General features: G+C 59.3%; 22 protein-coding genes. 6 read left to right on the top strand and 16 right to left on the bottom strand.

Going from position 1 to position 22,406, the window contains the following annotated elements:
• Positions 1-2 precede the first annotated feature (2 nt).
• From araG to ACXX83_RS03610, 7 genes are all read right to left on the bottom strand, one after another.
• Complete coding sequence (araG, locus tag ACXX83_RS03640) at positions 3-1,541, bottom strand: L-arabinose ABC transporter ATP-binding protein AraG (RefSeq protein WP_458547588.1); 1,539 nt, start codon at positions 1,539-1,541, stop codon at positions 3-5.
• Between the two features lie 64 nt (positions 1,542-1,605).
• Positions 1,606-2,610, bottom strand: a complete 1,005-nt coding sequence (locus ACXX83_RS03635) for a substrate-binding domain-containing protein (RefSeq protein WP_458547587.1) — start codon at positions 2,608-2,610, stop codon at positions 1,606-1,608.
• A 138-nt stretch (positions 2,611-2,748) separates the two neighbouring features.
• Positions 2,749-3,567 (bottom strand): SDR family oxidoreductase, encoded by an 819-nt coding sequence (locus ACXX83_RS03630; RefSeq protein ID WP_007977027.1) that lies wholly within the window; start codon positions 3,565-3,567, stop codon positions 2,749-2,751.
• A 274-nt stretch (positions 3,568-3,841) separates the two neighbouring features.
• Positions 3,842-4,717, bottom strand: coding sequence for an SMP-30/gluconolactonase/LRE family protein (locus tag ACXX83_RS03625; protein ID WP_126053013.1), 876 nt, complete (start codon positions 4,715-4,717; stop codon positions 3,842-3,844).
• 127 nt (positions 4,718-4,844) lie between these two features.
• Positions 4,845-5,561 carry a FadR/GntR family transcriptional regulator gene (locus ACXX83_RS03620; protein WP_095966307.1) on the bottom strand — a complete coding sequence of 239 codons (717 nt, stop codon included), beginning with the start codon at positions 5,559-5,561 and terminating at the stop codon, positions 4,845-4,847.
• Between the two features lie 123 nt (positions 5,562-5,684).
• The gene (locus ACXX83_RS03615; protein ID WP_458547586.1) at positions 5,685-6,914 is read right to left on the bottom strand and encodes a hypothetical protein; all 1,230 of its coding nucleotides are present in this window, start codon (positions 6,912-6,914) and stop codon (positions 5,685-5,687) included.
• A 35-nt stretch (positions 6,915-6,949) separates the two neighbouring features.
• Positions 6,950-7,399 (bottom strand): YcgN family cysteine cluster protein, encoded by a 450-nt coding sequence (locus ACXX83_RS03610; RefSeq protein ID WP_007984794.1) that lies wholly within the window; start codon positions 7,397-7,399, stop codon positions 6,950-6,952.
• A gap of 164 nt (positions 7,400-7,563) precedes the next feature.
• Here ACXX83_RS03610 and ACXX83_RS03605 point away from each other — a divergent pair, with 164 nt between their 5' ends.
• On the top strand, positions 7,564-8,157 hold the full coding sequence (locus ACXX83_RS03605) for a nitroreductase family protein (protein WP_015093931.1): 594 nt from the start codon (positions 7,564-7,566) through the stop codon (positions 8,155-8,157).
• 123 nt (positions 8,158-8,280) lie between these two features.
• Here the strand turns inward: ACXX83_RS03605 and ACXX83_RS03600 are convergent, their stop codons facing one another.
• The 6 genes from ACXX83_RS03600 to ACXX83_RS03575 form a co-directional block, all read right to left on the bottom strand.
• Positions 8,281-9,213, bottom strand: coding sequence for a D-2-hydroxyacid dehydrogenase (locus ACXX83_RS03600; RefSeq protein WP_217837481.1), 933 nt, complete (start codon positions 9,211-9,213; stop codon positions 8,281-8,283).
• A gap of 119 nt (positions 9,214-9,332) precedes the next feature.
• Positions 9,333-9,626 carry a YcgL domain-containing protein gene (locus ACXX83_RS03595; protein WP_095966303.1) on the bottom strand — a complete coding sequence of 98 codons (294 nt, stop codon included), beginning with the start codon at positions 9,624-9,626 and terminating at the stop codon, positions 9,333-9,335.
• Positions 9,623-10,756, bottom strand: coding sequence for a ribonuclease D (gene rnd, locus ACXX83_RS03590; RefSeq protein ID WP_458547585.1), 1,134 nt, complete (start codon positions 10,754-10,756; stop codon positions 9,623-9,625). The genes ACXX83_RS03595 and rnd overlap by 4 nt, the downstream gene beginning before the upstream one ends.
• Positions 10,757-10,879: 123 nt before the next feature.
• Positions 10,880-11,530 carry a class I SAM-dependent methyltransferase gene (locus ACXX83_RS03585; RefSeq protein WP_458547584.1) on the bottom strand — a complete coding sequence of 217 codons (651 nt, stop codon included), beginning with the start codon at positions 11,528-11,530 and terminating at the stop codon, positions 10,880-10,882.
• Positions 11,531-11,602: 72 nt separating this feature from the next.
• Positions 11,603-13,252, bottom strand: coding sequence for a phosphoethanolamine transferase (locus ACXX83_RS03580; RefSeq protein ID WP_458547583.1), 1,650 nt, complete (start codon positions 13,250-13,252; stop codon positions 11,603-11,605).
• A gap of 189 nt (positions 13,253-13,441) precedes the next feature.
• Entirely contained in the window at positions 13,442-14,824 is a 1,383-nt protein-coding gene (locus tag ACXX83_RS03575; protein ID WP_458547582.1) for a glutamine synthetase family protein, read from the bottom strand.
• A 485-nt stretch (positions 14,825-15,309) separates the two neighbouring features.
• Between ACXX83_RS03575 and ACXX83_RS03570 the strand changes: the two genes are divergently transcribed.
• From ACXX83_RS03570 to ACXX83_RS03560, 3 genes are all read left to right on the top strand, one after another.
• Positions 15,310-16,494 (top strand): cyanate transporter, encoded by a 1,185-nt coding sequence (locus ACXX83_RS03570; RefSeq protein WP_458547581.1) that lies wholly within the window; start codon positions 15,310-15,312, stop codon positions 16,492-16,494.
• A 13-nt stretch (positions 16,495-16,507) separates the two neighbouring features.
• Positions 16,508-17,425, top strand: coding sequence for a DMT family transporter (locus tag ACXX83_RS03565; RefSeq protein WP_458547580.1), 918 nt, complete (start codon positions 16,508-16,510; stop codon positions 17,423-17,425).
• Between the two features lie 112 nt (positions 17,426-17,537).
• Positions 17,538-18,476, top strand: coding sequence for a LysR family transcriptional regulator (locus tag ACXX83_RS03560; RefSeq protein WP_458547579.1), 939 nt, complete (start codon positions 17,538-17,540; stop codon positions 18,474-18,476).
• 3 nt (positions 18,477-18,479) lie between these two features.
• Here ACXX83_RS03560 and ACXX83_RS03555 read toward each other — a convergent pair whose 3' ends face one another.
• Together ACXX83_RS03555 and ACXX83_RS03550 are read right to left on the bottom strand one after the other, a co-directional pair.
• On the bottom strand, positions 18,480-18,845 hold the full coding sequence (locus ACXX83_RS03555; protein ID WP_015093921.1) for a 5-carboxymethyl-2-hydroxymuconate Delta-isomerase: 366 nt from the start codon (positions 18,843-18,845) through the stop codon (positions 18,480-18,482).
• A 52-nt stretch (positions 18,846-18,897) separates the two neighbouring features.
• A complete protein-coding gene (locus ACXX83_RS03550) occupies positions 18,898-19,824 on the bottom strand; it encodes a LysR substrate-binding domain-containing protein (RefSeq protein ID WP_033048393.1) in 927 nt (308 codons plus the stop codon).
• A 250-nt stretch (positions 19,825-20,074) separates the two neighbouring features.
• On the opposite strand from ACXX83_RS03550, the gene ACXX83_RS03545 reads away from it, so the two are divergent.
• The gene (locus ACXX83_RS03545; protein WP_217837472.1) at positions 20,075-20,281 is read left to right on the top strand and encodes a hypothetical protein; all 207 of its coding nucleotides are present in this window, start codon (positions 20,075-20,077) and stop codon (positions 20,279-20,281) included.
• A 52-nt stretch (positions 20,282-20,333) separates the two neighbouring features.
• Here the strand turns inward: ACXX83_RS03545 and ACXX83_RS03540 are convergent, their stop codons facing one another.
• On the bottom strand, positions 20,334-20,525 hold the full coding sequence (locus ACXX83_RS03540) for a YegP family protein (protein WP_217837471.1): 192 nt from the start codon (positions 20,523-20,525) through the stop codon (positions 20,334-20,336).
• 357 nt (positions 20,526-20,882) lie between these two features.
• Between ACXX83_RS03540 and ACXX83_RS03535 the strand changes: the two genes are divergently transcribed.
• Positions 20,883-22,388 (top strand): tyrosine-type recombinase/integrase, encoded by a 1,506-nt coding sequence (locus ACXX83_RS03535; protein WP_458547578.1) that lies wholly within the window; start codon positions 20,883-20,885, stop codon positions 22,386-22,388.
• Positions 22,389-22,406: the final 18 nt, after the last annotated feature.

The raw sequence follows: 22,406 nt of genomic DNA, 5'->3' as shown, positions 1-22,406 counted from the left end.
TCTCAGTTCGCCACGCCGTCAGCGCGTTGGCGCGGCAAAGCCAGTTGCAGCAGGTTGGATTCGTTGGCCTGGTCGCGGCTCAGCTCGCCACGCAGCGCGCCTTCGCACAGCACCAGGATGCGGTCGGAAATGCCCATGACTTCCATCAAGTCGCTGGACACCACAATCACCGCGATCCCCTCGGCCGCCAGGTTATGGATGATCTGGTAGATCTCGGCCTTGGCGCCGATGTCGATGCCGCGGGTCGGTTCGTCGAGCAGCAGCACTTTCATCGGCATCGACAGCCAGCGACCGAGAATGGCCTTCTGTTGATTGCCTCCGGATAGAAACTTGATCGGCTGCCCGGCGTGTGGTGTTTTCACCTTGAGCGCCTTGATCTGCTGGTCGGCGTTGCCTTTTTCCCACTGGCCACGCAACAGGCAGCCGAAGGTGGAATGGGCGCCGCGGGCGCTGATGTTGATGTTCTCGGCGACGCTGGCCAGCGGCAGGATGCCTTCCTTCTTGCGGTCCTCGGGGCACAACAGGATCCCGGCGGCAATCGCATCCCGGGGTGAACGCAGCTTCAGTTCATGGCCACGCAGTTTCAGCTGTCCGGCGCGGTTTTGCGCCAGGCCGCTGAGCAGGCGCAGCAGCTCGGTGCGACCGGCGCCCACCAGCCCGAACAAGCCGAGAATCTCGCCTTTGTGCACCTCGAAACTCACGGGCTCGCGTAACCCCGGCCCGAGCAGACCGTCGACCTTGAGTGCCACCGCGCCGCGCTGGCGCGGGCGGTAATCGTAGATGTCCTGGATGTCGCGCCCGACCATGCAGGTGACCAGTTGATCATGGGTCAGCTCGCTCATGTCATCGAACGTGCGCACGTATCGTCCGTCCTTGAACACCGTCACCGCATTGCAGATGCGGAACACTTCTTCCATGCGGTGAGAAACGTAGAGCACCACTTTTCCCTCGTCCCGCAGCCGGCCGATGATCGCCATCAAGCGGTCGATCTCCCGTGCCGAAAGGCTGCTGGTGGGCTCGTCGAAGGCGATCACATGGGCGCCACGGGACAGCGCCTTGGCGATTTCCACCAGTTGCCGCTGGCCGAGAGACAGGCGCCCGACTTTCTCCTGCGGATCGATCTCATCGGCCAGGCCTTTGAGACAGGCCAGTGCCTGCTGGCGCAGGGCGCTGCGATTGATCAGGCCGAAACTGGCTGGCAGATGCCCGAGAAACAGGTTCTCGGCCACGGTCATTTCCGGCACCAGATGCAGCTCCTGGTGAATCACCGCGACGCCACTGCCGATGCTGTCGGCGGTGGACTTGAAGTCCATCGTCCGCTCGCCGATCTGCAAGGCTCCGCTGCTGGGTATGTAGGCCCCGCCGAGGATTTTCAGCAGCGTCGATTTGCCGGCGCCGTTCTCGCCCATCAAAGCATGAACCTGCCCCGGATGGGCGACGAAGCTGATGTTGTCCAGCGCCTTCACCCCGGGAAAGGTCTTGCCGATCCCGTTGAAACGCAAGCTGCCGCTGTGTTGTTGTGTATGTGTTTGCGCGTGCATAACCCACCTCTTCAAACCGGACAGGCAGCCTCGTCGCCGAGACCGCCGCTGAAACCAATGGCCGTCAGTTCCACAGGCCGATCTTTTCCAGTTCCTGCTTGAAGTTGTCGCGGGTGATCAGCGTCACGTCATCCATGGCTGTGTACTTCGCCGGTTCTTTGCCGGTGGTGACCCACTCGTACATCATGCTTGCGGTCTTGTAGCCCTCGATGTGCGGGCTCGGCAGCATCGAACCATAAAAGCCGCTGTCAGGCTTCTTCAGCTCGCCGATGGCGTCGGTACCGTTGATGCCGATGCCGATCACGTTGGCCGCAGCGAACCCGGCGCTCTCGGTGGCGCGCACACCGCCGAGCACGGTGTTGTCGTTCATGCCGCCGATGATCAGGTTCTTCGCTGCACTCGGCAGCTTCACCAACGCCGAGTTGGTGGCGTCCATGCTGCCCGGCACGTCGAGGGTCTTGAGGGCCGTGAACAGGATGTGGTCCTTCGGCATGCCGGCGTCTTCCAGGGCTTTGACCGAACCGTCAGTGCGCTTCTTGCCGGTGTCGAGTTCGTTGTAGGTATTGATCACCGCGTACGTGTCTTTCCAGTCCCAGCCGCGTTTCTTCGCCTCGGTGGCCATGGCATGGCCTTGCTTCTGGCCGACTTCGAACGCGGCCATGCCGAGATACGGCACGTCTTCCATGAATTTGCCGCTGGCATCGACGAAACGGTCATCGACGGCGATCACCTTCAACCCGTTGAGCCTGGCCTTGGCCATGATTGCCGGGCCGAGGGACACGTCCGGCGGACAGATCACGAAGCCTTTGGCGCCGTTGGCGGCGAGGCTGTCGATGGCCGACAGGGTTTTCTCACCGTCCGGCACGGCGATCTTGATCAGGGTGAAGCCCTTCTCTTTCCCGGCCTTTTCGGCAAACGCCCACTCAGTCTGGAACCAGGGCTCTTCCGCTTGCTTGACCAGAAAACCGATTTTCACTTCCTCGGCCGCCAGCAGCGTGCTGCTCAGGCTGACCGCCGAGACCGCCAACGCGGCACAGCACAGGGAACGGATAGCACGACGACGATTCATAAGCTGACTCCTTGTTATTTTTCTTGAGCGTTCTTTGAAAGCGTTCTGTAAAGCCTGGGCGGTAAACCGTACTGCCAATAGTCATATCGTATGATGATTGATTTTCAGACGTACCAAGACGCCTGAAAGCCCGGCCACTCAGTCGTGGTACATCACCGAGCGCCCACCATCGATGGTGATGCACGAGGCATTGATGAACGGCGCTTCATCACTGGCCAGGAACACCGCAGTCATCGCCACTTCAATCGGCTGGCCGATGCGTTTGGGTGGATGCAGGTCAAACGCACGCTGGCGCTCAGCGTGAGGGTCGGCGAAACCGTTCCAGTAATCGATATTGATCTGGGTTTCGATATAGCCCGGTGCGATGGCGTTGACGCGGATGCCCCTGGACGCATATTCGATGCCCAGCGCGCGGGTCAGGCCGAGCAAGCCGTGCTTGGCCACCGGGTAGGGAAAGCAGCCCGGAATGATGTGGGAGGAATGGGTCGAGGCAATATTGATGATGCTGCCGATGCCCTGCTCGATCATCTGCGGCAGCACCGCCTTGCAGCCATACCACGCGCCATCGAGGTCAATGGCAAAGCAGCGACGCCAGTCTTCCTCGGTCATTTCCAGCGGATCACGGAACACGTTGACCCCGGCGCAGTTGACCAGCACATCAATCCGGCCGTGTCGCTCGACCGCCAGCCTGGCCATCGCCTGCAGATCCTGCGGCTGTGAAACGTCAGCCTTGATCGCCACCACGTCGGCGCCCTGTCCGCGCCAGTGCGCCGCGACCTTCTCGACTTTCTCAGCCTGGATGTCGCTGATGATCAACCTGGCCTGCTGGGACGCAAAGGTCGCCACAATGGCCTCGCCAATGCCCTGGGCGGCACCGGTCAGCAACACGACTTTGTCTTTGAGGCGCTCACCCTTGGGCGGCTCGGGCACCGGGGGCAATGACAGCGGTTCAGCCATGGTTCAAGACTCCTGTTCGAAAACACGACAAAAACCGGACATCAGTCGATGGCCGGTCAAAAGGCGTTGTGGAAGAAAACAGGTGAAAGCGAAAACGTTTCAGCTTGAAAACACTCTGCGGCACTGTCTGTGCAAGGGAGCACGGGGGAATTTCGCTGCATCACTTCACCTGTTTTGTTTTTTTGAGTGTGAGTGCATGTAACTGGTGAGGCCGACTATAAACCTGGCCCGCAACAAATCTCAATATATATATTCATATCCCATATTATGGGACTTAACCCGCAAAACGCGTACAACGCTTCCCGGGCACATCCACTGGAATCGACAGCACCGCCCCATCCAGGGGATGGCCCAGCGGACTCGCCGCGCTGGTGATGTACAGGGTTTTCAGGTCCTCACCACCGAACACGCAACTGGTGGGACGACTGATCGGCAGTTCGATGGTCCGGTCGACTTTGCCGTCAGGGCTCAACCTGAGCAGACAGTGGCCATCCCAACGGGCATTCCAGATAAAACCTTCGGCATCCATCGCCGAGCCGTCCGGGCCGCCGCGCCCGTGCGGGCCAAACCAGACCTGCGGCGCATCGAGGGCGCCGTCGCTACGGATGAAGTGTCGATACAAGGTGCCATCGAGGCTGTCGCCGAAATAAACGCTGGTGGCGTCATCGCTCCACAACAGCGTGTTGGGAATGCCCAGGTTGCGCAGTAACGGCACAACCCGCCCGGCACGATCGATGCGCAACAGTCCACCCGAACGGCGCACGATGGGCAGGTCTTCGCCCTGTTCTCCGATATTGTTTTGCATGGTACTGAGCCAGAGCCGGCCCTGGGCGTCGCAGCGGGCTTCGTTGGGGCGGTTGCCCGGTTGCGGATCGGCCACGCAGAACAATGTCAAGCGCGGCGCCAGGCCCGGTGAGTCGAGATCGAGCCGATACACGCCACTGCTCAATGTCACCAGCGCGTCGCCGCTTTCACAGGGGATGAAAGCTGACACATGTTCCGGCATCTGCCAGATCTGCACGTTGGCGCCGATCAACCGCAACGCCTGTTTACCCGCGATATCCACCCAATACAGGGCCTGGGTCGGCGCATCCCAGAACGGACCTTCGCCCAGTTTCGCCCGATGCCCGGTAACCGCCGTCAACGTCATGAAACCTCCTGCATGGTTCTTGTTTTTATGATGTAGGAGCCAGCTTGCTGGCGATGGTGTGTCAGTCGGTCTCGTGGTAGCTGATAAACCATCGCGAGCAAGCTCGCTCCTACAGGGGTTCGAGTGCTCAGCTGGCCTTTTTATCGGCCATGACTTGCGGGTAGTAACGCTTGATCGCCAGGGCGGCGTTATCGATCAGGGTCATGCAGGCCCAGACGCCCCGAGCTGTATCACGGGCCGCGATAGCCTCGGCCAGATCCCGGTGAATCGGCAAGGTGCGACGCAGTTCATCCGGGTCGGCGGCGGACACTTCAAAGGCCACCGCCAGCAACGCGCCGAGGGCGGGAACCATTTGTTCGATGAATTGATTGTGGCTGGCGGCCAGGATGCACTCGTGGAAGAGCTGGTCGGCACGGTTGTAATCGATGCCGCTGTCCACCGCCCGTTCCAGTGCGTTGCAGGCCAACAGGATCGCGTCCACCTGTTCGCCGGTTGCGCGCTCACAAGCCCAGCGCACGGCCATCGGTTCGATGGTGCGACGCAGATCGAGCAGATCGTCGACGAAGTTTTCCGGCAAGCCGCTGCGCGACAGCCAGCCGACGACTTGTGGATCGAAGAGGTTCCAGCGCCGCACCGGCAACACTCGCGTGCCGACTTTCGGGCCGACTTCGAGCATGCCCTTGGCAACCAGGGTTTTGATCGCTTCGCGGATGACCGTACGGCTCACGCCAAGTTGTTCGCCGAGGTCGGCTTCGACCTTGAGTGACTCACCCGGCCTGACCTGCCCCGTGGCCAGCCAGCATCCCAGCCAGTCGACCGTCGTAGCATGAAAGCTGTTGGACATGAGCACCTCCAAGCCGTATGCGATAGAGGACCACGCTAATCATCATACGATTGTGTGTCAATTTGATTTTTTGAAGAAATCAGAAATCTGATGCGGGAGCGGGCTTGCTCGCGGATGACGGTGTTACTGAATCAACTCGGTACCGAGTACTTTTGAAGACCCACCTATCACGCTCTCGCTGAGCTGAACAAACGCCTGGGTATCGATTTCCCCCTGCTGCATCGCCCCGCGCAACACGTCGTCCAGTGAACGCTTGTTGTGGGTTTTCAGACGAATCTCGCGATCCAGTTCCTGCAGCAACACCACCGCCCTGGCCACCTGCGCCGGGTTGACCCGATCACTGCGCAGCGTGGTGACTTTCTGGCTGGTCCCGACCAGTTTGCCGTGCAGGCTCTCGTAGCGTTCATCGCTCATGCCGCCGGCCCGGCGCACCAGTTCGATGGCGTAATACTCGGCAAAGCCTTCATTGATCCAGTCACTGCGCTTTGTGCCGTTGATCCGCCCGAACACCTGGGCCAACTCGCGAACCAGAGCGCTGGAGCCGCTTTCGCTGACCAATGGCAGGCGACTGTTGAGGTAGATCGACTCATGCGCCGACCGGCTGCCACGCCACATCGGATCATTGGCCCCGACGATCAGCAGTTTGCCCGGGTGTCGCGGGTACAGCGCCTGCACTTGCGGCCAGACGAAGGTCAGCATCGTCAGCACATCCATACGCCGCATGCCCTGCCCCAGCGGCGAGGCGACGGTGACTTCAGTCTCGCCCAGACGGGTACGGCGGCTGCCAAGCTGGCCGGCGAGCATCCAGCCCGTGGGCCGGTCGAACAGCCTGGAAGGGTTATCGATACGGAACTTGTTCTGGCCGATCCGTGGCCACGCGGTTTCGACGCTTTTCCAGCCACCGGGCAGCTCGAATTCAAGGCGTGAAACCAGTTCGATGCCATCTTGTTGATCGAGTCTGGCAGGCGGCACCAGATCGTCGCCGCGCATCAATGCCCAGCTTGGCGTCATGCGAGCATCAAAGCTGCCGTTCTTGCGACCGTGGTTGATACTCACCCGATACGTCAGGCTGGCCTTGTCAGCCGCTGGACGCCAGACACCCCGCACCGCTTTGCCAGGGGTCAGTTGCCATTGGCCGTCGGCCTTGAAATCGCTGTAGTGGCTGCCGTCGCCGAGGTCGAAATCCAGGCTGCGAACCGCCGAGCCCTGGGCGAGCGTCAGGCGCACTTCGGCCTGATCGTTCTTCGGCAACAGGCGCACGTGATAATCCAGATCGACCTTGTTCGCTGCCCATACGGGCGCGCTCACGGCCAGTAATCCAACGCCCCACGCCTGCCGCCATCCCACAGCCATACACACTCCTTCGTGAAAGGTTGAGCCTCTGGCAGTCAGCCTGCGCGGAAAATCAGGTGATCTTCCCAGTCGTCTTCCGGCACGCTGCCTTCGGCGAGCATGCGCCCGGACTGGGAGATCCGCTCATGGTGCACGGCATCGCGATCACCGCACACCAGGTGATGCCACAACGGCAGGTCCTTGCCTTCGCTGACCAGACGATAGCCGCATGTCGGCGGCAGCCATTTGAATTCGTCGGCCTTGCCCGGCGTGAGCTGGATGCAGTCCGGCACAGTGTCGCGACGGTTAGGATAATCCGTGCACTGGCAGGTTTTCAGGTCCAGCAGTTTGCAGGCGATGCGCGTGTAATAGACGCTGTTGTCGTCTTCGTCTTCAAGCTTTTGCAGACAGCACAATCCACAGCCGTCGCACAGCGACTCCCATTCCTCCTGATCGAGTTGATCGAGGGTCTTGCGTATCCAGAACGGTTCTACTTTGGCGGCCATGGTTCGAGCATCGACATCAGGTGGTGAAAAGGCCGCCAGTCTAGTGCCCGAAGCCCCGTGGGCCAAGCATTGGCGACTGTCGGTAGAACGGGCTTGTCAGTTTCTGCGCTGCCAAGTAGGGTTTTTCGTCGCTTCCACTTTCAAACGTAGCAAGGAATCTCTTGATGAGTGCCAACCCACGCGTTGCCGATTACACCATTGACCCTCAGTTCACCGATCGCTGGTCGCCCCGCGCCTTCACTGGCGAAGCCATTGCCGAAGAAACCCTGCTGAGTTTCTTCGAAGCCGCGCGTTGGGCACCCTCGGCCTACAACTCGCAACCCTGGCGCTTTCTTTACGCACGTCGCGATACGCCGAACTGGGAGCGCTACCTGGGACTGCTGAACGAGTTCAACCGCAGCTGGGCGCAACATGCTTCGGCCCTGGTGATCGTGATTTCGAAAACCACCTTCACCGCGCCAGGCGCCACCGAAGAAACCCCGGCCCTGTGGCACACCTTCGACACCGGTTCCGCCTGGGGCCACCTGGCCCTGCAAGCAAGCCTGAGCGGCTGGCACACCCACGGCATGGCCGGCTTCGACCAGGAACTGACCCGCAAGGAGCTGAACATTCCTGAAGGCTACGCCCTGCACGCCGCCGTCGCGGTGGGCAAGCTGGGGGACAAGGCCAGCCTGGCGGATTACCTGCAGGCCCGCGAAGTGCCAAGCCCGCGTCGCCCGTTGAGCGAGCTGGCGGCTGAAGGCGACTTCAGTCTCTAAGCCATACTGAAAATCCCTGTGGGAGCGAGCTTGCTCGCGATGGCGGCCAGTCAGTCAACATTGATGTTGAAGCTAATGGCCTCATCGCGAGCAAGCTCGCTCCCACAGTTTTTGAGAGTGATTTCAGTACCCGCGATCGAAATCCACTTCCCCGCGCAACGCCTCTCCCGCCTGAAACGCCCGCAGGTTTTCGACAAACAGCTTCACCATCATCGACGGCGAAGTCGGTGCCGAACTGTGCCCGGTGAGCAGCAGGCCCCAGGCTGTCCAGAATGGATGCCGCTGGGGCAATGGCTCCTGACGGCACACGTCGATCACCGCGCCCGCCAGATGCCCTTCCTTCAAGGCTTCCACCAGATCCGCATCGACCACTGCCACACCGCGCCCGGCATTGATGAACAACCCGGTCGGCTTGAATTGCTTGAACAGCGCCGCGTCGTAGATATCGTGGGTTTGCGGCGTGTTCGGCAGCAGATTGACCACGTAATCGACTTCACCGACCAGCCGCGGCAGATCCGCCAGAGAACCGACTTCGATAAACGGTGCCTGTTCCCGCGCGCTGCTGGCAACGCCATACAACTCGACACCAAACGGCACGAGGAACTGCGCGACACTCTGACCGATATCACCGGTGCCGACGATCAACACCTTGCGCCCCGCCAGGCTCTGACCATGACGGCTGTCCCATTTGCGCTCGACCTGGCTGACCAGTCGCGCCAGCACTTCACGTTCGTGACCGAGCATATAGGTGAGCACGTATTCGGCCATGACTTGCCCGAAGATGCCGACTGCACGGGTCAATCGATAGTGTCTTGGCAAGCCATCGGCCAGCAGCGGCGTAATGCCGGCCCAGGTCGATTGCAGCCATTGCGGTTGATGGCCCTGGCGTAACAGGGTCGCCAGCAGATCAGGCTGGCCGAGCCACACCGGACAATCGGCGGCCTGGCCGGCCAGTTCGGCGGAATCACCGCTGGTCAGCACCTCCAGATCCGGTGCCGCCTCGCGCAACAGTTGGGCGTACACGGGGTGGTCGTGTTCAGCAATCAGGACGCGCATGCTTCAAACCTTTCAAAAACAGTGCAGACGGCAGCCGACAGAGCCCTGCTCCGTCGATGCTGCCATCGCTAAAATCAATCAGTGTTTCATAACCACTCTGAACAGAGCCTGTCTGCCATTCACACCGGATCGTTGCGGCGCAACAATTCTTCCGGCAAGTGCTCGATGTACTCGTCTTCGGCAGGCGGCATTTGCAGGTGATAACCCTGTTTTTCGAGGTTATCCAGCACGACGGTGATGTCCTCGCGCGACAGCTTGCGCTCGGGGCTCAGCACCAGGTCGAAGGCGTGGATAGCCTTGCCGAAGGCGGCCATCAAGGCATCCGGCACACGTTCCAGAGCATCGCTCTTGAGCACATACAGGTACATTTCGTTTTTCTTCGAGCTGCGATAGATGGAACAAATACGTTTCAAGGCTGTTCTCCGGCGGTGACCAGGCTGTCGAGCAGCGCCTGGCCCATCAATTCGCGGCGCCAGCCACGCAGCGAATCAGGCAATTGGTAGGGACCATTGGGGAAGCCGCTCTTGAGCAGCGCTTCCAGGGTTTTCTTGCGCAGCATCAGTTCCGGCGCAATGTTCAGGCGCTCGGCCTCGGCCTGGCCGATGGCTTTGAGCTGCTTGAGTAACACGGCAGCATCCACCGGCAGCGGCTCCGGCACGGCTGGCGGCCATTGATCTGGCGACACACTGCCAGAGCGCTTGATCAGATCAAGCAGAAACTCACCATCCTGACGCACGGTACGCGGGTGCATGTCTTCGATTTTCGCCAGGGCGCCGAGATTATCCGGTTGCGTACGCGCCAGCGGCCACAACGAATGCTCGCGGATGATCCGGTTGCGCGGCAGGTCGCGGGCACGGGCTTCCTTTTCGCGCCAGGCGCAGAGCTCACGCAACACCGCGAGTTGGGCGCGGGACAGCTTCCAGGCCAGCTTGGCGTCGCGATAGACCTCATACGGATCGATCTCGCGGCGCAGGTTGGCCACCAGTTCGGCACCGTCTTCCAGAACCCAGGCGTATTTCTCGTCAGACAGCTTTGGACGCAGCTTTACGAAGACTTCGGCCAGGTGCACGGCATCTTCGGCGGCATAGCTGATCTGGGTTTCGGAGAGCGGACGTTGCAGCCAGTCGGAACGGGTTTCACCCTTGGGCAGGTCGATGCCGAGCACTTCCTGCACCAGGCGCGAATAGCCCATGGAGAAACCGAGGTTCAGGTAAGCGGCCGCCAATTGCGTATCGAACAGTGGCGCCGGCAGGCTACCGGTCAGGCGTAGCAGGACTTCGAGGTCTTCGCTGCACGCGTGGACAACCTTGAGCACGGCCGGATTTTCCAGCAACGCGGCCAGAGGCTGCCAGTTGTCGATGGTCAGCGGATCAATCAGGTAGGCACGTTCGCCATCGCCGACCTGCAGCAAGCCTGCGATCGGGTAGAAGGTGTCGACCCGCATGAATTCGGTATCGAGGGCAACGAATGGCAGTTGCTGCCACTCGGCGCAAAACCGACCGAGGCTATCGTTGTCGCGAATCCAGTGAATATCGATGGCCACACGGCTCTCCCTTGAAGAATGGCGCGCAGTATATATCGCCCCCGGCGATTTCCGCGCATCCACTGAACAAGAGCGTTAGCGAAAACTGCTGCGTGACATGAAGAATAGTCCGACAAGGTCGGCCTAGCGGGTCTTACCCAGCACGTAGCCCCGCATTTGTGCACAACCGGGGAAAAAATCCTGATGGCTGAGCAAACGGAATCCCGCCTGCCTGAACTCGCTTTCGACCCCGGCCTTGCTCGGTAACGGCCCCTCCAGGCTTGAATGCGCGCCCTTGAAACGTCCGTCGAGGCGCACGGCGACAATCACCGTATCGCGACTGACCCGGTAAAACTCGCCCAGCATCGCCAGACGATGCTCCGGACTGTAAAGGTGCTGAAACAGCTGCATGCAAAAAATGCAGTCGACCGCGTTCTCCGACAAACCAATCGAGAAGGCGGAGCTTTGAAAGGTCTTGATCCGCTTCAACAGGCTTTGCGGGTGATGTGTGCGGGCATGATCGAGGATGTCCTGGGACGGGTCCGTCGCGAGGATCACCCGATTGGCATGTTCGGCCAGCACCGACCAGAAACGCCCCACCCCGCAGGCCACGTCGAGGATCAGCCCCGGTTCGCCGGCGACCTTGAGTGCATTGCGCACCAGACGCGCCTCACGCCAGAGCAGCAGACGCCCGGTCAGGCCCGACGCTTGCGGCTGCAGGCAGACGCGCGCGTGTTCCTGGTCGTAGCGCCTGGCAATCTCAAGCTCGATGGCGGATGGGGGCTGAGCGGACATGTGCAATGGCTCTTGATAAACGTTCTACTGGCCGCAGCTCGGCAGCCGCCGCGCGAAACAAAACCGGAGCACTCAATCCTTGGCCAACGCACCGTCGGTCACCGGCCCACGACATCCGGCAAACATGTCCAGATCCTGGTTGTAGACCTTGCTGTTGACCTCCAGCAGCCCAAGCATCGAATGGAACAGGTTGTCCTGGCTCAGGGGCTTTTCACGACCCTGTTGCAGGCAGCGGGTATCTACCGCAAACGACTGTTTATAGCTGTCGGAGAACCAGGCAAACATGGCCACATGTTTTTGCTGCTCCGGTGCCAGCATGTAAGGCGTGCCGTGGAGGAACAAGTTGTACTCGCCCAGGGATTCACCGTGGTCCGACAGATACAGCATCGCGGTGTCCACTTTGGACTGGTTACTGCGCAGCAGATCGATCAAGGTCGACAGCACATGGTCGGTATAAACCAAGGTGTTGTCGTAACCATTGACGATACTTTCGCGACTGCAATTGTTCAGGGCATTACTCTCGCAGACCGGGGTGAAGCGCTCGAACTCTTTCGGATAACGCTTGAAGTACTCCGGACCGTGGCTACCCATCTGGTGCAATACCAGCACGGTGTCCTTGTCCAGGGTATCGATGAAATGTTGAAGTCCCTGCAGCAGGATTTCGTCGCGGCACTCACTGTTGGCGCACAGCACCGGGTCTTTCAGATTGCTGACGTCCTGGAGGGTGACGCGATCGCATGCACCCTTGCAGCCTGACTGGTTGTCACGCCAGATCACGTCGATACCCGCATGCTTGAGCACATCCAGCAGGCCTTCTTCGTTCTTGGCCTTGCTGGCGTTATAGTCCTTGCGCCCCATGTTGGAGAACATGCAAGGCACCGATACGGCGGTTTCCGTACCGCAGGAGTGCACATCGGTGAAAGTGATCAGGCCATCTTCCTTGCTCAGTTTTGGCGTGGTGTCGCGGCTATAGCCAAGGATGCCGAAGTTCTCTGCCCGGGCACTTTCCCCCACGACAAGCACCGTCAGGGATTTGCGCCCGTGAGTTTGCCAGAGCGTATTGCGCTGGGCATCTTCACCGATCTTGACAAAGGGTTGCCGCGCAGTCGCTACTTTCTCGCGCAATAAACCAGCCGAGGCACCAATGTAGTTGCTTGGCACCACCATCAAGCGCAACTCGTGGTGATTGCGAAACAGCGAAGACAAGCCTTGATAGTTAACCAGTGCAATACCACCAATGACGGCCGCAGAAGCAAATATCACCAGGACTTTACTAAGCAGCTCACGGTGCCAACGACGATAATTAATCGGTGCCTTCCACAATAGCCATGACGGCAATACACCGAGCAGCACAATATAAACAAACAACTTGAGCGACAGTAAGTCGCGTACTTCCGTAGCATTGGTTTCAGCGAAGTTACGCAACATGCCGGTGTCGTTCAGGACACCATACTGGCTCATGAAATACGCTACGCTCGCGCTGACCATGAACAGCAGGGTCAGGAGCGGCTTGAGCACTGGCCGGAAGGCCAGCAGGGTCAGCACGATGTTGAAGGCCGCGAAGATCATCACCCCGAAGGCCACGCGCATAACGATGCCTTTGCCATCGGACGTGGTGATTTCGAACAGGTGTTGCCAGAGTAGAAAGTTGAAGCCCACCAACAAAAATGCACTGGCAATCAGTGTCACCCATTCGGGGCGCACGGCTTTAATCTTAAACATGAGGTTCGGCGAGTCCTGAAAAGAAGTGCCTTCGGTAAATGTGAAAATTTCATTTACCGAGACAGTTCAAATTTTAGGAAGCCAACCATCAATTTTTTGTGAAAAAGAAGCCAACAATTAGTTGGCTTATAACACCTGCCTGAAACTTCAGACTATTTGAGAAGAGTTCAGCTTTGGTTCAGTTTCGGCTCAAGCCTGATGCAGATACCAGCGCCAGTCCTGCTCACCCACCTCCCCCATGAACTGGCGGTACTCGGCGCGTTTCACCGCCAGGTAGACTCCGAGGAACTCGCCGCCGAAGGCTTCCCTGGCCCAACTGGAGCCTTCCAGCGAACGCAATGTGGTCAGCCAGTCCGTCGGCAATAGTTTCGCGGCCTGGGCGTAGCCATTGCCCTCCACCGGTGCACCCGGCTCGAGTTGTTCGCGTATACCGCGATGAATACCGGCCAGAATCGCCGCAGCCGCCAGATAGGGGTTGGCATCCGCGCCACAAATTCGATGTTCGATGTGCCGCGAATACGCCGGCCCGCCAGGGACGCGCAAACTCACGGTGCGATTGTCCACACCCCAGGTGGCTGCCAGCGGCGCATAGCTGTTGGCCTGGAATCGACGGTAGGAGTTGGCGTTGGGGCAGAACAGCAACAGCGAGTCGAGCAAGGTACTGAGCATGCCGGCGACAGCCTGCTTGAGCAGGGGCGTTCCATCCGGGGCTTCGCTGGCAAAGAGATTGTTGCCGTCCTTGTCCGCCAGACTCACGTGCATGTGCATTCCGGTGCCGGCCAGGTCATCGAATGGCTTGGCCATGAAGCACGCTGTCATGCCGTGCTTGTGCGCCACCCCTTTGACCAGGCGCTTGTAGCGCACCGCTTCGTCCATTGCCTGCAACGCGTCGCTGCGGTGTTCGAGGGTGATTTCCACTTGCCCCGGCGCGTATTCGGAAATGGCCGTGCGCGCCGGAATCCCCTGGAGCTTGCAGGCGCTGTAGAGATCGGCAAGGAAGGGTTCGATCTGCTCAAGCTCGCGCAATCCATAGACCTGAGTACCGCGCGGACGCCCGCCATCGACATCCCGTGCCGGTTGCGGCCGGCCATTGCTGTCGCGTTGCTGATCCAGCAGATAGAACTCCAGTTCCGCCGCCATGACCGGGTAATAGCCGTCAGCCTGCAAACCTTCGATGACTTTCACCAGCAAGTGACGGGGATCGGCAATGGTAGCGGGCATACCCTCAGTCGGGTGCATGCTGACCTGCACGGCCGCGGTCGGTATCAGACGCCACGGCATACGCGTGAGGCTGCCGCTGATCGGGTAGGCCCGGCAGTCGATATCGCCGACATCCCAGACCAGCCCGGAGTTTTCCACGTCATCGCCGTTGATGGTCAGTCCGAGGATGGTGCTCGGCAATGGCCGCCCGCTTTCATACACCGCCAGCAACTCGTCACGGTGCAGCAGCTTGCCCCGCGGCACACCGTTGTTGTCGAGGATGAACAGCTCGAACATTTCAATATCCGGGTTCTGTTCCAGAAAGGTCAGGGCTTCAAGCCTGGTGGCAAACGAGGTCGTGGCAGTACTCATGGAAACTCTCTTTTTCCGTGTTTGACGGGTGCGCAAAGGCATCCGCACTTTAATTCCGGTACCTACCGGAATATGTAGGAGCAATCAGCGGAAAAAGCGCGAATCCGGCGGGCGCGCATGGCGGCAATGCCACAGCGCCCAGAAGGCCAGTTCAGAAGGAAGTGCAGAAAGGCTTGGCGCGGTGGCAGGCGTGAATCGACGACCAAGGCTCGACGCACGAGCGTCGATGGTTGCCTTGAAGTGGATTGCGACTGGCCAACCGTCCATAGAGAGAACCGCAGAAAACAGATGACCCGCAGCGTCACACGATGGGTCCAGTCGTTAAATCAGGATTTGAAGAACCTTGGATGTCGTCTGGCTAAACATTCAACGGCGTCCGTATGACCGCACTCTTATTTAATTTCCAAATAGTCCAGCAGACTTTCTGATTTGCGGCCTTGCGGCCTCGCGCGCCTAATCGCAACCCTACCGTTCAAGGTCCGATCATGGAAAACACTCGCGCGACTACCCGCCCTGCCCTCTGGTTGATGTTCAGCATTGTTCTCGTCGCCCTGAACCTGCGTCCCTCCATGGCCGCCGTCGGACCTTTGCTCTCGGCAATTCGCGAGGACATCCCGCTGAGTTTCAGCCTGGCATCACTGCTGACCCTGCTGCCGGTCATGGCCATGGGACTGGCGATGTTTTTCGGACTGCGTGTCAGCCAGCGTCTCGGTGAACAGCGCACGGTCGTCCTTTCGTTGCTGATCATAGGCGTGGCCACGGTGTCGCGCCTGTTTCTCGATTCGGTAGCCGAATTGATCCTCAGCGCCATACTGGCAGGTATCGGCATCGCCCTGATTCAGGCCCTGATGCCTGCGCTGATCAAATCCCGCTTCAGCGACCACGTTGCCCTGTGCATGGGGCTCTACGTCACATCGATCATGGGCGGTGCCGCCATGGCTGCGTCCTTTGCGCCGCTGGTGATGGCGTCCAGCGGCAGCTGGCGTATGGGCCTGGCGATCTGGGCTGTTCTCGCCGTGCTGGCATTGCTCTTCTGGCGCAGCCAAAGCGCGGGGATGCCCACACTGGATTCGAGGGCATCCCGCAACGGTTCGTTCTTTGCCAATTCCCGCGCGTGGTTACTCGCGATCTTCTTTGGCCTGGGCACTGCGTCCTACACCTGCGTTCTGGCCTGGCTGGCGCCGTACTACGTGGAAAAGGGCTGGAGCGAGCAGCACGCCGGATTGCTGCTCGGGTTTCTGACCGCAATGGAAGTGCTGTCAGGCCTGCTGACTCCCTTCATCGCCAATCGCAGCCGCGACCGCCGAGTCGTGTTGATGGTCTTGCTGGCACTGATCATCGCCGGTTTCTGCGGACTGATTCTGAGCCCGCGACACTTGAGCCTGATGTGGCCATGCCTGCTGGGGCTGGGCATTGGCGGGCTGTTCCCGATGAGCCTGATCGTATCGCTGGATCACCTGGACAATCCATTGCGCGCCGGTGGCCTGACCGCATTCGTGCAAGGCATCGGCTACCTGATCGCCGGCCTGTCGCCGCTGCTGGCGGGGATAATCCGCGACCGGCTCGGCAGCTTTGAATGGGCCTGGTGGTCACTGACGGCGGTCATGGCGCTGATGATGTTGATGGTTTTGCGCTTCAACCCAAGGCACTACAGCCGCCACATCCACTGACCCGGAGCCTGCCATGAAAACCACCGGTTTCGCCGCCGCTCACGTCAGCATGCTGCTTTGGGCCTTGCTGATCGCCGCCTCGTTTTCCGCGGCGGCGCAAGTCAGCCAGGCCATCGACCCGATCCTGCTGACCGGTTTGCGCCTCTTGTTCTGCACCTTGGTGTTTCTGCCGCTGTTGCTGCGTGAAGGCAACGCCGCCATGACCGCCCGCGGGCTGCTCGGTCATGCGGTGCTCGGCCTGCTGCTGGCGTTGTACTTCGGCTCACTGTTCGAAGCGTTGCGCTACACCTCGGCCGTCAATACCGGGACGATGTTTACGCTCGTGCCGCTGATGACCCTGGCTTTCGAAGCCGTGCTCATACCTGACAGCCGCCTGAAACAACGGATTGTGCCGATGCTGCTCGCTGCTGCCGGGGCGGTGTTACTGATCATGAAAGGCACCGGCCCCGGTGAGTGGCCATCGCCCTATGCACTGACCGTGTACGGCATCGGTTGCCTGGCGATGGCGCTCTATGCCCCTCTCAGCCAACGCCTGAAAGCCAATAGCCTCAAGGGACGCGGGCCGGTGCCCATGACGTTCTGGAACATGCTGTTCGGCGCGCTGTTTCTTCTGGTGTTCTGTGGATTCAGTGGCGGCTGGCGTTCGGCATCATCACTGACGCTCAAGGATTTCTATTGGCTGATGTACCTGGCGGTGTTCGCCACCCTGGCAACATTCTGGCTGCTGCATCGGGCCATTGGCGTGATCGCGCCATCCTCGGTGATTTCCTACATTTACCTGAGCACGCTGTTCATCACATTGTTTCACTGGCTTTGGGGCCGCCAGTTGCCGCTGCCGCTGGAATTGGTCGGCGCGCTGCTGGTGGGCATCGGCATGTTCGCGCTGTTGATCTCCAGCCGCCGCGCCGTGTCGGCGATGGTCCAGAGTTGAAGGGCTCCAGGGCGAAACTTCCTGCAAGGCATTTTCCCTGTTCGTTCATTCCGTTAGGATAATTCCCCCCCTTGCACATGGTCAGCGCAAGGGACGCAGCGAGACGCAATGGATGCTCAACAGTAATTCGCTCAGAAAACTCGACATGCAGGACCTCCTGGTGTTCGTCGCCGTGTACGAGCAGAACAGCGTCACCGGCGTATCCGAGATGCTTAGCGTCAGCCAGTCCACAGTGAGTTACTGCCTGAAAAAACTGCGCAACAGCTTCGAGGACGAACTGTTCATCAATACCCGTACCGGCGGCATGCAACCCACCGGCAAGGCCAGCGCGATGTACCCTCACGCGCTGAAAATCCTGGAAAGCATCAACTTGTGTCACGCCGGCTCACCCGCGTTCGACCCAGGCCTGCAAGCCGTGACTTTCAACCTCTGCGCACCGGAGTACTTCGAGCAGTTGATCCTGCCGCGCCTGTTGAACACCTTCGCCCTCGCCGATCTCCCGGTGACGGTCAATGTGCTCAAACTCGAAGCCGACATCCCTGCCGAAGCGTTGCGCGAAGGCAGTCTCGACCTGGTGATGTGTTTCGGCCCGAACTTTCATCGCAGCCACGTCGATTTCAAATCCCGGACACTGCTCGATGATGATCTGGTCTGTGTGTTCGACAAACGCGCCACCCCGGCGGAACCACGTTTGAGCCTGCAAACCTATGTCGAACGTCGACACGTGTTCCCGACACCCTGGACGTCCGCCACCAACATGGTCGACGGCTGGCTCGCGCAACAGGCCAAACAACGCCAGATCGTCGCGCGCGCCAACAGTTACAGTGCAGCGCTGAAGCTGATTACCGGCACCGACTATGCCCTGACCCTGCCCCGGCGCATCCAGCGGCTGCTGGCCAGTACCGACACCTTCAATCACTGTGAAGCGCCCGAGGGTTTGCCGGGTTTCACCCTCGACATGCAGTGGAGCCAGCGTGTCGATCAGGACAGCGCCAACACCTGGCTGCGAGCGCAAGTGATCCAGGCCTGCGCCGTGCAGGAAACGGCCTGATACTCAGTGGCTGATGGCGGTCTTGCTGTAGGAATCGCGATCGATGTCGAGAATTTCCACGCACAACTGGACTTCAACGCCGCTCGGCCACTCACACAGGTCCTGAACCACCGCCAGCAGGCTTTCGGAAAGTTGTTTCTTGATCTGTGCGGAACGACCACTCAACAGTGCCAGTTTCACATGCACGAACGCCCGCTCAGACAAAGCAGTACCGACCTTGAACGTCTCGACCCTGACCGCGCGGCTCTTGATGTCGAATTCGGCAGCAAACTGACCGGAACCCACCAGCGTATTGTTCAACCGCATCAACGCCACATCGGCATTCAGGTCAGACAGGTTGGCGGTGTATTCCATGTGCAGGTGAGGCATGAGTTGGCTCCTGGAAGGGGGATGGAAAGGTCGTACGTATAACACGCCCTGTTCATTCGGGCAGCGGCAAAACGGCACGCTCACTCATGAACGCCTCCAGGCGCGAACGCAACCAGCGCTCGGCAGGGTCGGTATCGACATGACTGAGCCAGACCATGGACAAGTCCAGGGTCGGTGTCTTGAACGGAAAGGGCTCCTTGAACAGCATTCCGGAAGCCGCCATCGCCTCGGCGGTGTAGTCCGGCAGGCTGGCGATCAGGTCCGTCCCGGCAAGCAGTGCCGGCAACGAACTGTATTGCGGTACCGAGAGCACCACCTGGCGCGTGCGGCCGATTTCCGCCAGCCACTCGTCGGCGTAGCCACTGACGTTGGCGGTATGGGACACCAGCACGTGCGGTCGCGCGCAATATTCGTCGAGCGTCAGCGGAGTGTCGCAAGCATCGGCGCGCAAAATGCTGGGCTGGATGTGCCGCAGCAACTTGCGCTTGGCATTGGCCGGCAAGCCACGGGTCTGGCTGATACCCACCGTGATATCGCCGGACGCCAGCAAGTCGGGGATCCGCCAGTAATCGACGTGCTGCACCACAAACACCACCTTTGGCGCTTCCTGGCGCAGCGTTCGCAGCAACGGCGGCAACAGGCCGAACTCGACATCGTCGGACAACCCGATGCGAAACGTCATCGTACTGCTGGCCGGGTCAAAATCATGGGTCAGGCTCAAGGCCACGGACAAGGAATCCAGCGCCGGCGACAAGTGCCTGATGATCTCCTCAGCCCGTGCCGTCGGCTCCATGCGATGGCCAACACGGATGAACAGCGGATCATTGAACATCGCACGCAAGCGGTTGAGCGCAGAACTGATGGTCGGCTGCCCGAGAAACAGCTTCTCCGCCACCCGAGTGACATTGCGCTCCAGCATCAGCGTTTCGAACACCACCATCAGGTTGATATCCGCCTTGCGAAGTTCGTTGCGATTCATCCAGTGTCCCCGTTCCCCAAATCTGCTGACAGTTTAGGTAGCCGGGGCAACTGCCGTCTATCCAACTCAAGTTCTACAGCCTGAGGCGGTTCACGTTTAAGCAAAATGCCTGTCCGCGCCCTGTCCTACAGCCTCTTCCTTTTTACCTGGAACCCCTGGCAGTTAACCCGTGGGTCCCTAAGCTCAGCGGCGCACGAGGGGACAACCAGCCTCGGCATCCAAAACACGCGTTATCAAAAGGAGCGGCACCATGGCCAGAGACAAAGCCAAAGACGACAAGCACTTCAACTGTACCCAGCCCCACGAAGCCGACTACGTCGCCGGCTTGTACCCGCACGCAAGGGATGAAGTCAAAACGTTCCTCGCCTCGGCCTGCAAGGACAAATCCCTGCACAACTCCACCCACAAGGACGTCTACGAACTGATCAAGAGAAAACTGGGTCATTCCCAGCCATAAACCGGGTTGAAACGAAGCTGCTCTCAACGAGCAGCTTCACCCCCACCTCAAATTAGATTTCCTTGATCGGGGTCTGCTCACAGGTCCCCTTGATCAAATTGATTGCATGCAGGCAATCGGCCTTGTTGACGTAAGCCTCCCCGCTGGCAATCGTTTCATGATTCCCCGCCCTTAACCGCCATCGCCATTGGCCCTTGCCAGTCAAAACGGTGCCGCGGATTTGCCTGTAAATCTCAAAATACATTGCTCGCTCCATGCGATTGCTGGTGACAGCAGGTCAGCGACCTGCGCAAGCAGAGTAAAGGAGGAATTCCCAGGGCGATTACTTTCAATGTCAGGGGATATTTCGCACCGCAGCCCCTGAATGGCAGGGCGCACAATGGATTCGGGGACAGGATGTTGGCAGCGATAGACCACTGAAAAAGCTTCAGAAACGAAAAAGCCCCGTAACTTTTCAGCTACGGGGCTTTTTCCATGTAATGGCGGAGAGATAGGGACTCACCACTAAAGCCCGCCACCCCCAGCATATACAGTATCTACTGGCCTTTCCGGTGATTTTACGTACAATCTCTACGTACAATAGCCCGCCGAGCCCCTCCCAATGAAAGACAATCTTGAACTGCAAGGCAGCACCTATCATGTCCGCTTAGCGGTTCCCGCAGACGTACGGAAAGCGTTCGGCGGTAGGAAGATTCTCTCCAGGTCCCTGGAGACTGGCCTGCGATTAGAAGCCATGAATCGGCGCCTACCGTTCCTTACAAAGTGGAAGGGTGAAATTGCAGCGGCCAGAGCACAGATCAAGGACCTCAAGGAAAACTGGCGTCCCGAAGTGGCATCACAGAGCCTAACCTTCGACAAGCATGTTGATGCAGCCCTGCTTGCAGCGATCAAGGCCCCGCCGCGCGACAGAATCAAGGATATCGAAGTACTGACTGCGCGCCTTGAGCAACTGGAACGAGATCAAGAGGATTTGATACGGGACGCCGAGATATGGGAACAAGACGGGCCGAAAGGCATTGCAGACCAGATCAGAAATCACTTTCAAAGTGCTCCCGCCAGCATGATTGAAGTGGTGCATGGTGCGGCCAACCTGGCTCGCTCTGTCGAAGCACAGATGGTTGCACATAAGTACGGCCTGACCCCAGCCGAAGCAGCTGAAGCTAAGGTGATAGTCGCAGATCCAACCGTGTACAAACCGAAGTCGCCAATCACAAAAGCCCGCCTTGAATCCTTCCGTGCATACAGGAAGGCAAGGAACATATCCGCGAAAAACATCGATGCTCAGGAGTCGAAGCTGGAAAAACTTTCGGCATTCCTTGCCACAACCGGCAAGCCTCTCGACTTTGACTGTGTGTCCGCATGGCTCGATTCGATTGATGCTGCCAGTAAGACCAAGCAGCAGTACCTCAACGCCGGTAACACATTCTGGAAATGGGCGATGAAGTACGATGCCCGCTGGCGTGAAGACTACAAGGGCGCCACCACTCCTTTTGAAAACCACGACCTGCCTCAACTGAGAGGCAAAGGTAAGGTGGACGCCCAACGCGTAGCCTTTGAACTGGGCGAACTGTCCACGCTGTACGCAGCTGCTCACGACAAGAAATTGCACGCACTTGCCGACCTGATCCTGCTAGGAGCCTACTCGGGTGCCAGAATTGAAGAAATCTGCCAGCTGCGCGTCGAACACGTCATCACCCCAGACGGCGTGCAGAGCTTCAACATTGTCGATAGCAAGACAGCCGCTGGTATCCGTGTTGTGCCTGTACACCCTGCCCTAACAGCACTGGTGAAGCGCCTGATGGACGATTCGAAAGATGGCTACCTTGTACCGTCGGACTCAAAGAACAAGTACGGCATACGATCTGACCTAATGAGCAAGGCGTTCGGCAGGCTCAAGAAGGAACTGGGGTTCGGCGAGTTCCACGTTTTCCACAGCATCCGCAAGACGGTAATTACTCAACTTGTACGGGCCAGTGTTACAGGTATGCTCATTGCCGAACTCGTTGGTCATGAAACCGGCACCGTTACCTATGACGTGTATAGCCAAGGCCACTCGGCCGCACAGAAACTGGAAGCGATTTCCAAACTGCCTCCCCTACCCTCCTGATTTCCCAGAACGGGCATG

The organism is Pseudomonas sp. GNP012 (genome assembly GCF_054343835.1).
Note: the sequence above shows the minus strand (reverse complement) of the source record. Positions and strands in the feature narration are given on the sequence as shown.